We start from the raw sequence: 13762 nt of genomic DNA, 5'->3' as shown, positions 1-13762 counted from the left end.
CTTGAATTGTAACAATTTATGTCGATAAAATTCTATAAAAAGATAGTACTTTCAATAATACTGATATTTATAGTAATTGAATTAGTTGCTAGATATTACGGTTTAAATCAATATCCGTTGTTTCAGGAAAGTAAAGAATTTGAATACATTCACAAGCCAAACCAGGATTTAAAAATTTATAGAAATCGCTTTGTCACAAATGAGTTTTCGATGAGGAGCGATCCTATAAATAAGGAAGATACTTTAGTCGTGTTGTTGATAGGAGATTCAGTTGTCAATGGCGGAAATCAAGTTGATCACAAAGATTTGGCTTCAACCATTCTTGAGCAGAGACTGAGAAAAGATCTGAACGCTACTATTCGAGTATTAAATATATCATCCTACACGTGGGGCCCCGACAATATCTATGCGTATTTAAAGAAGTATGGGACGTTTAATGCCGATTTGATTGTAATGGTTAACAATAGCGGAGATGCTTTTGATAACATGACTTTCAAAAAAGTCGTTGGAGTAAAGTCCAGTATGCCGTCGGATAATTACGCATTGGCAAGTTTTAAGCTCTTTAAGAAAGTCAATGATACGTTGCTGAGTAAATTTAAAAAAGGGATTTCAGAAGATCAGGACGTTCAACCCGAAGGACGGAGCTTCAACACAGGATTCAATGACATTGATAGTCTGGCTACTTGTCTTAAGGTTCCTTTAATTGTTTATCTTCATGCTTCACAAAAGGAATTAGTTGAAAAGAAATACTCGCAGGAAGGACAGTTGATTATTGACTTCTTCACGAAAAGAAATCGAAAAGTGATAAAAGAGCTAGATTTTGCCTTGGATAAGAAGTACTATCTGGATGAAATTCATTTCAATTCTGAAGGCCAACACTTTATGGGCGAAAATTTGTATCGCTGGATTTATAAGGCCATGAAAGGCTAGTTGCGCTTGATTTCTGGAGTTCGGAGGACAATAGCTTACTTCTGAACTTACCTAAAAAGTTAAAAGTAATTTTGCCCCAAGTCTTTTTAAAACGTTTAATCAATCCGGAACTTATAGTAGCTGTATGCGTATAATCTTCTTTAACCACCCCACCTTCCTCGGATCACAGAGCATGCCGCGTTTTGCGCATATGCTGACAGAAGGAATGCGGGCTCGCGGCCATGAAGTAGAATCCTGGCTGCCTACTCCAGGATTGTTCCGGCTTCCTGCGCCACAGGGTTTGAAGAAATGGTTGGGATATGTTGATCAGTTTGTTCTCTTTCCTAATGAAGTTCGTCGGCGTTTGAAAAGTTGCCCTCCAGACACTCTTTTTGTATTTACGGATAACGCACAGGGACCCTGGGTACCGCTCGTAACGGACCGCCCCCATGTTGTTCACTGTCACGACTTTCTGGCGCAGCAATCGGCGCTTGGCAAAATATCGGAAAGAAAAACCAGCTGGTCTGGGAGGCAATACCAGGAGTTCATCCACCGCGGTTATTCAAAAGGAAAAAATTTTATTTCGGTTTCGCAAAAGACAAGGGAAGATCTTCATAAACAGCTTTCTTCCGTTCCGGCGCGTTCCGAAGTTGTCTACAACGGCTTAAATCAGTCGTTCACCCTTTTGGACGCCATTCAGTCAAAAACTGCACTCGGACAGAAGCTAGAATTGGATCTGACGGCGGGTTACCTGTTGCACGTGGGTGGAAACCAATGGTATAAAAATCGACGTGGCGTCATTCAAATTTATGACGCCTGGCGGGGGCTGAGCGACCAGAAACTGCCGCTGCTGATGATCGGTATACCGCCCGGTCAGTCGGTGAAGGACAGACGAGAAGCGTCTCCCTACACGTCGGATATTCATTTTTTAACTGGGTTAGATAACGAAGCCGTGCGCCTGGCCTATGCCGGTGCTTCGGTGTTTGTCTTCCCATCGTTGGCCGAAGGGTTCGGTTGGCCGATTGCGGAAGCCATGGCTTCGGGATGCCCGGTTGTTACAACGGATGCTGCCCCTATGACCGAAGTCGCTGGTGAAGCCGGATTCCTGATTCCACGTCAGCCCGCAGATCAGTCGGAACACGAAAGCTGGGCGAAAGCAGCGGCTCGGGTTGTTGATCGTGTCGTGCGGTTAAGGGGCGCTGAACGGGAAAAGGCGGTCCAGGCTGGCCTTGAAAATGCGAAACGGTTTGATGCGAATCAGGCATTAGATCAAATCGAAGCGATCTATTATAGTCTTTTGCAGACAGAAAAAAAACATGAACATACTTCGGATTATCGGTAGCATGGATCCCGCTTCGGGCGGCCCTTGCCAGGGTATCAGAAACTCCTGCAATGAACTACAGAAAATGGGGGTTCATAATGAGGTAGTTTGTCTGAACCGTCCTGATGCAGATTTCCTGGGTAAGGATTCATTTCCAATACATGCCTTGGGCCCCAATAAAGGGCCCTGGAATTACGCGCCCAAACTCATTCCCTGGCTCATCGAGAACCTTGGTCGGTTCGATGCTGTCATTGTGCACGGACTCTGGCTTTACCCAAGTTACGCGGCTACCAAAGCTTTAAAAGCGTTTCGGGCTAAGCAGTCTGGCCAAAAAGGCACGGGGAAGACTCCCCGGCTTTTTGTTATGCCACACGGGATGCTCGATCCTTATTTTCAGAAAGCTGAAGGTAGAAAACTGAAGGCGTTACGGAACTGGCTGTATTGGAAAGCCATTGAAGGCAGCGTGGTCAAACAGGCCGATGGCGTATTGTTTACCTGTCAGGCCGAACTGGAACTGGCCCGGACTTCCTTTAGCCCGTATCAGCCCAGCCAGGAAATCAACGTCGGTTACGGCATTGTGACGCCACCCGCCTTCCAGCCGGAAATGCAAAAGGCATTTTTGGATAAATGTCCTGGTTTGGGTCAACAGCCCTATTGGTTGTTTCTGAGCCGGATACACCAGAAAAAAGGGGTTGATTTACTGATCGAAGCGTACAAAAATACAGTGCTGAAACAGCAGGAGCTTGGGACCGAAGTTCCGAAGCTGGTGATTGCCGGTCCCAAGCTGGACACTGCTTACGGACAGAAAATTCAGCAAATGGTGGCCAGCGATCCGCTGTTGAAGTCGAATGTCTTCTTGCCCGGTATGCTTACGGGAGATGCCAAGTGGGGCGCTTTCTACGGTTGTGAAACGTTTGCGTTACCGAGCCATCAAGAGAACTTTGGTATTGCGGTGGTAGAGGCTCTGGCTTGCGGGAAACCCGTCCTGATTTCGGATCAGGTTAATATCTGGCGTGAAATTGAAGCCGCCAAATGTGGCATCGTGACGCCCGATACATTGCAGGGAACCGAGCAAGCATTATCAGCCTGGCTGCGGTTGTCGACCGCCGAAAGAGAGAAAATGAATCAGCGGGCGCGGGCTACTTTCGAACGGGAGTTTGCTATTCCGGCTGCGGCTCAGCGGTTGTCGGAAGTCATGAAGTCAGCCAGCAGCAGCATGGCCGATGAAAAAGTATCTGTGTAAGATTTAACCATTTTCTAATGCGTATAGCCATTTTTCAGGGAGCTTTTTTTCCGGTTCCGCCCATGTTGGGAGGAGCTGTTGAGAAACGATGGTTTGCCTTAGCGAAAGAGTTTGCCCGGCAAGGACATGAAGTTGTTCAAATATCCCGGAGCATGAAAGAATATCCTGACTCGGAAGTGATTGATGGAGTGCAGCACCTGCGCATCAAAGGATACGATACCCCAAAATCGGGTATTGTTCTTAAGATGCTGGACCTTCTTTATACGTTGCGGGGCCGCAAACTGTTCTCAAACAATTACGATGTGGTGGTAAGCAACACGTTCTGGGCACCACTCGTTCTGCCGAAGCGGTCTCAGAAAGTCTGCATGGTAGATGTAGCCCGGATGCCCAAAGGGCAATTGAAATTATACCGGAATGTGGCCCGGCTTCGGGCAAACTCAAGCCCGGTGGCGACGGCCTCTCGGAACGAATTGCCCGATGTGTTGCGCGACAAGGTGGTCATGATCCCGAATCCGTTGCCGTTTACCCCCTCCAGAGAAGTTGACCTGACCCAGAAGAAACCGATCATTTTGTACACGGGTCGGGTTCACCCCGAAAAAGGGCTGGATTTACTGGTGGAAGCCTACAGCAAGACCAACCAGGCTTACAAACTGCAGATCGTAGGCTCCTGGAAAGTGGCCGCCGGCGGGGGAGGAGAAGAGTATCTGGAAACGTTGCGGCAAAAGGCAAAAGGAGCCGAGATTGAATTTGTAGGACCGGTTTACAACACCGAAGCACTGAACAAATACTACGAGGAGGCTTCTATCTTTGTGTACCCCTCGGTAGCGGAGCAGGGTGAAACATTCGGACTTGCCCCATTGGAAGCAATGGCGTGGGGGTGTGCACCGATTGTCTCCAAACTGTCCTGTTTTCAGGATTTTGTCAAGGAAAACCAAAATGGTCTGATCTTCGACCACCGTTCGCAAGACGCTGTGGATCAACTGGCCAGCCATATCATGAATTTGCAGGAAAACCGTTCGCTGCGGGAGAGGTTGGCGACCAATGCCGTTGCGGTGCGAGAAAGCCACTCGACGAAGCACATCGCCAACCAGTTTCTACGGGAGTTCGAACAAATGCTGAAAAAAAATGACTGAAAGTATCGTAACAAGTCAAACCGTTCACGTTCAGGATTCGCCTTATTCGAGTCCCTGGACGGTTAAGCAGCGGATTAAGATGTTGCTGTGGGAGTACGTGTGGACGCTACTGTGTTCCTGGACACCCAAACCCGCTAACCGGTGGCGGGTCTTCTGGCTGAAAGCATTTGGGGCCACGATTTACGGCCGTCCTTTTGTTCACCAACGGGCCCGCATTCAAATTCCCTGGAATCTGATTTTGCACGACCATGCTTGCCTGGGCGATCGGGCAAACGCTTATTCGTTGGGTATAATTGAAATTCGGGAGCACGCAACCGTAGCTCAGGAAGTCTATCTGTGTACGGGTACGCATGCGTTCGACCAGCCCGCCATGAACCTGATTACCCTGCCGATCGTTATCGAACCTCATGTATTCATTGGGGCGAGAGCGTTTATCATGCCCGGAGTCACGATTGGCGAACGGTCCATTGTTGGGGCCTGCAGCGTCGTAACCAAGTCGGTACGGCCCGGAACAACGGTAAAAGGGAATCCGGCAAAGGCATAACGCATCACTAATCAGACGGAATCGGATGACAACGGCAATCGTACAAAAAAGTCTTAAACTCTTACGCCAGCTGGCCTTGCAGGTTCAGGTTGGGAACGTAAAGGGTAAGGCCCCGGAGTTTGCTTTTGAACCGGAAGAAAACGAAAAGCTTTTTGGCCCTTATGGCGGAGCGGAAAATCTTCATGTCTGGAAGTTGAACGATGTTGTGTGCAGCGGTTTATACGGAGGAGCCATCATCAATAAATTCAACCAGCTCTACCTGCGGTTTATTTCATTCCCCTGGGGAAAGACACTGCATCCGGCTTCAACTTTACCATATGTTGGTAAAAACGTCGGGGAAATTGAGAAGGCCATCTACCTGATTACACCGGAAGCTCCCAATAACTACTACCATTGGGTGGTTGATTTGCTGCCCCGGTTGCTGGTTCTGACTAAATACAGTTTAAGTGATCTCAAAGACCGGGTCATTATCCTGCATCACACGGCCAAGTCCTACGAAACCAATTACCTGGCCATGCTGGGCATTGAAAAGGAGAAGGTGTTTCGGCTGAAGCCGTTCGAAACAGTGAAAGTGAAGGATCTGGTGGTCGCCGATTACTACGGTTTGAACAAACCGTTTGCCGCCTGGAAAAAAGAAATTCTGGATCAGTTGAGCGCGAACAAACCGCGGCTGCCGAAAAAGAAGATCTATCTTCTGCGGGGAAAGCAGGCCAAAAGAAGCCTGATCGGTGAGGAGAGGTTGGTCGCAATGCTGGAAAAGCTGGGCTTCACAATCGTTAATCCGCAGGGAATGACGGTTGAAGAACAAATCAATACGCTGAGAGAAGCCGAGGTCGTTGTGGCCTTACACGGTGCTGCTCTAACCAACATCATCTTTTGCGAACCGCAAACGCTTGTTGTGGAACTGAGAAGCACTCACCTGCCTCCGGAGCATTATTCAGCTATTGCTAAGACGTACAATTTTCGGTTTAAAACCGTCAGTTTGCCCCCGGAACGCCAAGTGAAAAAGAGCAATTCAGCCAACAAACAAAGTCTGGTCTTGACTGAAGAAGCGGTTGCTGAATTGATGACGCTGCTTGGTGAACGGGAAAAACAGGCAAGTTTCAAGTAAAGCTGTCCCTGACAGCGCGTGGTAGTAGTCGTTTTGCATCGAAGAAATAAAAGATATTTGTAGCCCTTATCACTTTGCTGTTAATGGACACATTCAATGACGAAATGTTATGATTGAACCTCTGGATCTAACGATTGCAATTCCTGTCAAAAACGAGGAAAAGAACCTGGCCATCTGCCTTGCTTCCATAGGGCCTGACCTGGCGCGCAACATAGTTGTGATCGATTCCGGCAGCACTGATCGTACGAAGGAAATTGCGCTGCAATACGGCGCGAAAGTGGTGGATTTTGTCTGGAATGGGCAATTCCCCAAAAAACGTAACTGGTATTTACGGAACCATACCCCTCAAAGCAAATGGGTAATGTTTCTGGATGCGGACGAGTTTCTGACCGACAAATTCAAAGCTGAATTACGGCAAGCCCTCAAACGGGACGATAAAGTAGGCTACTGGTTGCGGTATACAATCTACTTTATGGGAAAACCGATGAAGGGAGGCTACTTTCTGCACAAGCTGGCCTTGTTCAGAGTAGGTGCCGGAGAGTACGAACGAATCGACGAGAAACAGTGGAGTAAGCTGGATATGGAAGTGCACGAACATCCCGTACTGGAAGGGGAGATTGGCACCATTAAAAGCAAAATCGATCACCAGGACATGCGAGGTATCTCGTATTATGTGACGAAGCACAACGAATATTCCAGCTGGGAAGCCGCCCGTTTCCTGAAAATGTCGAAAGACACCCAAAGCGTTAATAAATGGTCGTGGATGCAACGCATTAAGTATGGCCTGATGCGTACCCCGTTGCTGGGCCCGGCTTTTTTCTTTGGAAGTTTTTTTCTGATGGGCGGTTTTCGGGACGGTAGCCGGGGCTTTGCTTTCGCCCTGTTGAAGATGGCCTATTTCACCCAGATGTATTGCAAAATACGTGAGCTGTCGGAGGAAGAACAGGAAGTTGTTTCTACCGTAGTGCCCGAATCACTTAAAGTTTAATAAAAGAGCAGTTAACTTTTAGGAATAGACAGCAAACTGTTCAGCATAAAATCTACCTGTTTCTTATCCCACAATCGTGCGTTTAAGTCTGCTATTCATTGTAATCTGGGCAAACGTAGTCTCCATATTCTACCTCAGTTGGATGCCTGATCTGAGGGTGGGTACGTATGGATTTCTGCCGGCCTGGCTGACGCGCTGGTCCAACGCCGATACCATGATGAATGCATCCCTGTTTGTATTTCTGGGGTTATTTAGTGGTCTATGGCTGGACCGAACCCGGCAGCCGATGCACCGTTGGGTCGTTACCTGGGTTGGGCTGGTGGGCGTCATATTTCTCTCGGAAGTCGGACAGCTGTTATTACTGAACCGGCCTTTTGATTGGGATCATAGCCTGTCGGCAGCATTCGGGACCCTCTGCGGCATGGCAGTTCTGGGAATGAGTAGATGGATGCTGAAGAGGGCTGGTATTCGAAAAGTCTTCGACAGACGTTATAAAAACACTCCGAGTATGAGAATTTTAATTTACGGGATCAACTATTCACCCGAACTGACCGGCATTGGTAAGTACACGGGTGAAATGGGGGCCTGGCTGGCAAAGCATGATCAGGAAGTTGATGTCATTACGGCTCACCCTTACTATCCGGAATGGGCTATACATGATTCCCACAAAAATAAAGGATGGCATACCGAGCAGATTGGAGGAGCACGGGTCCACCGGTGTCCGTTGTATGTTCCCAGGAAGGTAACCTCGCTCACCCGGATTCTGCACGAATTTTCATTTGTCGCGAGCAGTCTGGTGTATTGGTTTCGGATACTATTTCGCAAACGGTACGATGCAGTTATCTGTCTGTCGCCCCCTTTTCACCTGGGAGTCATTCCGGTGCTATACAGCAAATTGTTTAACGTACCCCTCTGGTGTCATATTCAGGATTTGCAGATTGATATGGCGAAGGACCTGGGCATGATTAAAAACAAGCGGTTTTTAGACATCATGTTCAAGGTGGAAGCGTTCATTCTGAAGAATTGCACCGTCGTATCGACCATCAGCGAAGGAATGGTGCGGAAGGTTACTCAAAAGAAAGTGCTTCAGTCTGAATGTGTGCTGTTTCCGAATTGGGTCGACGGAGAGTACGTCAGGCCGTTATCCCGATCGCAATCCCTCCGGGCAGAACTGGGGTTAAGGGAGTCGGATAAAGTTATTCTCTACTCTGGAAGTCTGGGCGAAAAACAAGGGTTGGAAATCATCATCGAAGCCGCTCGTTCCTTTACATCCCGCCCCGACGTTCAGTTCCTGATTTTTGGATCAGGCGGAGGAAAAGATAAATTAATGGCGCTCGCTCAGAGCTACGGGTTGCCTAATATCAAATTTTACCCCTTACAACCATACGAAAAGCTGTCGGCCTTGCTGGCCACGGCAGATATACACCTGGTTTTGCAGAAGAAGTCGGCTTCGGATCTGGTATTACCCTCTAAGTTGACGGGAATATTAGCTGCCGGAGGGTGTGCACTGGTGTCGGCCGTTCCGGGAACCACCCTGCACGATATCGTGAGCAAACACAACATGGGAATACTGATCGAGCCGGAATCGGTTGAGGCTTTGAAAGATGCCATCAACGAAAACATTGCAACCGACCTGACCTCGTACCGGATGAACGCCAGACGGTATGCCGAAAGAAATCTGGATAAAGAAAATATCCTGAATACCTTCCTGAAGCAACTAGTCGAAGTAGCAGGTGTCCCTGATGCTGATCCTGTTGTCGAGAAAAGCATGGTTTTGGCTGATGCTGATCGACAACTCAACGTAGGAAAATAAAGAAAATAAAACACAATGATCACAAGCTCAACGGCATTGGCGGTTGGATTGTGTTTTTGCTAGCCTGATTCTAAAGCCCCCCTTACTTGAATATTTTAGTAGAAACCAACTTTTGTTTACGAAACCATTTTAAGCTATGAAAATTGCAGTTGTAGGAACTGGTTACGTGGGACTCGTGACCGGCACCTGCTTTGCCGAAACCGGCAACCAGGTTACCTGTATTGACATCGACCAACGCAAGGTCGAAAAACTCAACAATGGCATCATCCCCATCTACGAACCCGGTCTGGATGTCCTCTTCAACCGCAACACCGCCGAAGGACGCCTGAAGTTTACGACCAACCTGGCCGAAGGCATCGAAGGCGCCGAGGTCATCTTCCTGGCCCTGCCCACTCCGCCGGGTGAAGACGGATCGGCCGACCTGAAATACATCCTCAAAGTGGCCGGCGATCTGGGCCAGATCATGAAAGAATACGCCGTCATCGTCGACAAGAGCACCGTGCCGGTGGGCACCGCCGAGAAAGTCCACGAGTACATCTCGCTGGCGGCTCAGGTGGAGTTTGATGTGGTGTCCAACCCCGAGTTTCTGCGCGAAGGCGTGGCCATCGAAGACTTCATGAAACCCGACCGCGTGGTGATCGGCACGCAGTCGGAGCGGGCCAAGGCCATCATGACCAAGCTTTACGCTCCGCTGGTGCGCCAGGGCAACCCCGTTATCTTCATGGACGAGCGCTCGGCGGAGATGACCAAGTACGCGGCCAACTCGTTTCTGGCCGTCAAGATCAGCTTCATGAACGAGATTGCCAACCTGTGCGAGAAGGTAGGAGCCAACGTCGATGATATCCGCCGGGGCATCGGCACCGACAGCCGGATCGGCAAGCGGTTTTTGTTTGCCGGCATTGGCTACGGGGGCAGCTGCTTTCCCAAGGACGTGCAGGCGCTGGCCAAGACCTCTGAGGAGTACGCCTACGACTTCAAGATCCTCAAGTCGGTCATGGAGGTCAACGCTCAGCAGAAGACCAAGCTGTTGCCGGTGATCAACCAGCACTTCAACGGGGATCTGCAGGGCAAGACGATTGCGGTGTGGGGGCTGGCCTTCAAGCCCTACACGGATGACATCCGGGAGGCCCCGGCCCTGGAGAACATCCAGGCGCTGCTGGCGGCCGGAGCCAAGGTGACGGCCTATGATCCGGAAGCCATGGAGAACGTCAAGCAGGTGCTGGGCAACCAGATCACCTATGCCCACACCTCGTATGCGGCCCTGGACGATGCCGATGCGCTGGTGATCATGACCGAGTGGCCGATGTTCCGCACGCCGGAGTTTGGCAAGATGGCTTTGCTGTTGAAGAACAAGGTGATCTTCGATGGTCGCAACCTCTACGAGCTGGATCAGATGAAGGAGTTGGGTTACACCTACTACAGCATCGGACGGGAAGCCATCGGTACGGATGTGAAGCAACCCGCCTAAGTAAAACAGATTCGAAACCGCATTTCATAAACCTCAATCAGGAGTGAATCAAGACGCAAAAATCTACGTAGCGGGTCACCGGGGCATGGTGGGCTCCGCGCTGGTGCGCAACTTGCAACGCCGAGGCTACCAGAACCTGGTCACCCGCACCTCGGCCGAGCTGGACCTGCGCAACCAGGCAGCCGTCGCCGACTTCTTTGCCGACCAACGGCCCGACTACGTGCTGCTGGCAGCGGCCAAAGTGGGCGGCATCTGGGCCAACAACCGCTACCGGGCCGACTTTTTGTATGACAACCTGCTGATTGAGGCTAACATCATCCACAGCGCCTACCAGTTTGGGGTCCAGAAACTGCTGTTTCTGGGCTCCTCCTGCATCTACCCCAAGCTGGCCCCCCAGCCCCTGAAGGAAGACTACCTGCTGAGCGGCTACCTGGAAGCCACCAACGAGCCCTACGCCATCGCCAAGATTGCCGGCATCAAGCTCTGTGAAGCCTACCGCAGCCAGTACGGCTGCAACTTCATCTCGGCCATGCCCACCAACCTCTACGGCCCCAACGACAACTACGATCTGAACGGTTCGCACGTCTTGCCGGCGCTGATCCGCAAGTTTCACGAGGCTAAACTCCACGGCGAGCCGGTGGTGGAAGTGTGGGGCACGGGCTCCCCGCGCCGGGAGTTTCTGCACGCCGATGACCTGGCCGACGCCTGCGTGTTCCTGATGGAAGGCTACAACGAGGAGCTGTTTGTCAACATCGGCACCGGCCAGGATGTGACGATCCGGGAGCTGGCCGAACTGGTCAAACAGACCGTGGGCTTCGAAGGAGAACTGCGCTGGAATCCGGACAAACCCGATGGCACGCCCCGCAAGTTGATGGATGTGTCGCGGCTGCACCACCTGGGCTGGCAGCACCGCATCGACCTGTCAGCAGGCATTGCCGCTACCTACCAGGATTTCCTGGCTAACCAGGAGGTATACGTTTAGGATCTATACAACATGAATTACGATTATCTATGAAAAAAGCATTAATTACGGGCATTACGGGCCAGGATGGCACCTACCTGGCCGAACTCTTACTGGAGAAGGGCTACGAAGTGCACGGCATCAAACGCCGGAGCTCGCTGTTCAACACCCAGCGCATCGACCATCTCTACGAGGATCCCCACGAGCAAAACGTGCGCTTCAAGCTGCACTTCGGCGATTTGTCGGACTCGACTAACATCATCCGCATCATCCAGGAGGTGCAGCCCGATGAGATCTACAACCTGGGGGCCATGTCGCACGTGCGGGTGAGCTTCGACGAGCCCGAATACACGGCCCAGGTCGACGGGATCGGCACGCTGCGCATCCTGGAAGCGGTGCGGCTGCTGGGGCTGAGCCAGAAGACGCGCATCTACCAGGCCTCCACCTCGGAGCTCTACGGTGGGGTGCAGGGCCACGCCCAGTCGGAGCTGACGCCGTTCTACCCGCGTTCGCCTTATGCGGTGGCCAAGCTCTACGGCTACTGGATCACGGTCAACTACCGGGAGGCATACGGCATGTATGCCTGCAACGGGATTCTGTTCAACCACGAGTCGCCCTTGCGGGGGGAGACGTTTGTGACCCGCAAGATCACCCGGGCGGTGGCTCGGATTGGCTTGGGTCTGCAGGAGAAGGTGTTTCTGGGCAACATCGATTCGCTGCGGGACTGGGGCCATGCCAAGGACTATGTGGAAGCGATGTGGCTGATCTTGCAGCAGGAGCGGGCCGAGGACTTTGTGATTGCCACGGGGGTGACGACCACCATCCGGGACTTTGTCAAGATGGCTTTTGCCGAAATTGGCGTGGAGCTGGCCTTCCAGGGGGAGGGTGTCCACGAGAAGGCGTACGTGGTCAGTGCCCGTGATCCGGACTTTCCGGTGGCGGTGGGTCAGGAAGTGCTCAGCATCGACGAGCGGTATTTCCGTCCGACGGAGGTGGACTTGTTGTTGGGGGATCCGACCAAGGCCATGACGCAGTTGCAGTGGCAGCCCAAGTATGATCTGGCGGGTCTGGTCAAGGACATGATGCAGTCGGATGTGGCCTTGTTCCGGCGGGATCAGCTGCTGGCTGAGCAAGGTCACCTGATGCCCAATTACTTTGAATAGCAAATGACTGCCTTATAATCACTGGTCGGTTGGCCGATCTGAATTGCTGGCTCGTCAAAACCAGTCGACTGGTTTTGACGAGCCTTTTTATTCTCATTGATAGTCGGAGTTGAATAGGGTAATTATTAGATTATTTATTTTGTCTGATAAATGATGCATAGTTATTCTTTTTTATTCTTTATAGTATGATATAATGACGATTGAAGGGGAAGGGATAAGATGAATTTGTCTGATAAATAGGGTGGAATTGAACTTGAAAAACTGCTCTTACAATCTTGATACCGATAAAATCTGAAATTATTTTTATTTCTGTGATAGGCGCTTCTTAATAATTAAGCCTTTTTTCGGTTTTTAAAATGCAAGTTGCCATGTAACATCTACTCAATGAAAGTTAAATCGGTTAATCAGACGAAATCATTCACCCAAATTAATACCACTTCTACAGCTTCACTTAAATTTTATATAATCTACAGCTAGACTTATTTTTGTATACTCAAGCAATTGATAAAGATTGGTCAATAAGTTAGTTGGCAGTTGGAATCATAAATGCTTACCACAGATAGATTAATTTGAATAGAATGCTCAATCAATGGCAGATTTTTAATTTTTTATTAATGTAATTAAAGTAAGAAAAATTTATACAATGGATAATATTTATTTTACGGAATCGGCTAGTAGTTACTTACTTTTAATAGTGAATATTTATAATACGGCATGAGCATAAATGATATGTTTATTGTTGGTTTTTTATATATTAAAAGGTTTTATTTTTTTCGATAAGTTATTAATAATCAATAAAATACACATGATTGAGTTGGGCAAAGTTAATCTTTGTATGATTTTTATGCTGTTCGTTAATTATATACGGGCTTATTTTTTTTTTACTAAATGGCCAGTTTAGTTGTTTGTGCAATTAAAGTAATCGTGAAAATTACCGGATTTGTCATTTTCACACAGTATAAAAATTACCTATAAATTACTTTACTTTACCGTCAGCAGTAGATTAGTAAAGTATTGGTAATTCAACTCCCCAAGAAAAATCATATCGCAACGAAAGTTGCGTTTAAGGAGTCACTCTAACAAAAGACTACCAAATTACTATTTGGTA

11 protein-coding genes are annotated in these 13762 nt (G+C 49.3%); all 11 read left to right on the top strand.

Annotated features, from left to right (window positions below):
• Positions 1-117: 117 nt before the first annotated feature.
• The 11 genes from OQ371_RS00085 to gmd all read left to right on the top strand — a co-directional run bounded on the left by OQ371_RS00085 (position 118) and on the right by gmd (position 12654).
• The gene (locus OQ371_RS00085) at positions 118-930 is read left to right on the top strand and encodes a hypothetical protein (protein WP_265991504.1); all 813 of its coding nucleotides are present in this window, start codon (positions 118-120) and stop codon (positions 928-930) included.
• Between the two features lie 124 nt (positions 931-1054).
• Positions 1055-2251: a glycosyltransferase gene (locus tag OQ371_RS00080; protein WP_265991503.1), complete on the top strand. Its 1197-nt coding sequence runs from the start codon at positions 1055-1057 to the stop codon at positions 2249-2251.
• The gene (locus tag OQ371_RS00075) at positions 2226-3473 is read left to right on the top strand and encodes a glycosyltransferase (protein WP_265991502.1); all 1248 of its coding nucleotides are present in this window, start codon (positions 2226-2228) and stop codon (positions 3471-3473) included. The genes OQ371_RS00080 and OQ371_RS00075 overlap by 26 nt, the downstream gene beginning before the upstream one ends.
• A 152-nt stretch (positions 3474-3625) precedes the next feature.
• Positions 3626-4606 carry a glycosyltransferase family 4 protein gene (locus OQ371_RS00070; RefSeq protein WP_265991501.1) on the top strand — a complete coding sequence of 327 codons (981 nt, stop codon included), beginning with the start codon at positions 3626-3628 and terminating at the stop codon, positions 4604-4606.
• Positions 4599-5150: a DapH/DapD/GlmU-related protein gene (locus OQ371_RS00065; RefSeq protein WP_265991500.1), complete on the top strand. Its 552-nt coding sequence runs from the start codon at positions 4599-4601 to the stop codon at positions 5148-5150. The genes OQ371_RS00070 and OQ371_RS00065 overlap by 8 nt, the downstream gene beginning before the upstream one ends.
• A 25-nt stretch (positions 5151-5175) precedes the next feature.
• Positions 5176-6261, top strand: coding sequence for a glycosyltransferase family 61 protein (locus tag OQ371_RS00060; protein ID WP_265991499.1), 1086 nt, complete (start codon positions 5176-5178; stop codon positions 6259-6261).
• A gap of 109 nt (positions 6262-6370) precedes the next feature.
• On the top strand, positions 6371-7249 hold the full coding sequence (locus OQ371_RS00055) for a glycosyltransferase family 2 protein (protein WP_265991498.1): 879 nt from the start codon (positions 6371-6373) through the stop codon (positions 7247-7249).
• 142 nt (positions 7250-7391) lie between these two features.
• On the top strand, positions 7392-9062 hold the full coding sequence (locus tag OQ371_RS00050) for a WcaI family glycosyltransferase (RefSeq protein WP_265991497.1): 1671 nt from the start codon (positions 7392-7394) through the stop codon (positions 9060-9062).
• Between the two features lie 136 nt (positions 9063-9198).
• On the top strand, positions 9199-10530 hold the full coding sequence (locus OQ371_RS00045; protein WP_265991496.1) for a UDP-glucose dehydrogenase family protein: 1332 nt from the start codon (positions 9199-9201) through the stop codon (positions 10528-10530).
• A 43-nt stretch (positions 10531-10573) separates the two neighbouring features.
• Positions 10574-11512 (top strand): GDP-L-fucose synthase, encoded by a 939-nt coding sequence (fcl, locus tag OQ371_RS00040; protein ID WP_265991495.1) that lies wholly within the window; start codon positions 10574-10576, stop codon positions 11510-11512.
• Positions 11513-11541: 29 nt separating this feature from the next.
• Positions 11542-12654 (top strand): GDP-mannose 4,6-dehydratase, encoded by a 1113-nt coding sequence (gene gmd, locus OQ371_RS00035; RefSeq protein WP_265991494.1) that lies wholly within the window; start codon positions 11542-11544, stop codon positions 12652-12654.
• Positions 12655-13762: the final 1108 nt, after the last annotated feature.

The organism is Larkinella insperata, from assembly GCF_026248825.1.
Classification (GTDB): Bacteria; Bacteroidota; Bacteroidia; order Cytophagales; family Spirosomataceae; genus Larkinella; species Larkinella insperata.
This window is presented reverse-complemented; position numbering and strand designations above follow the sequence as displayed.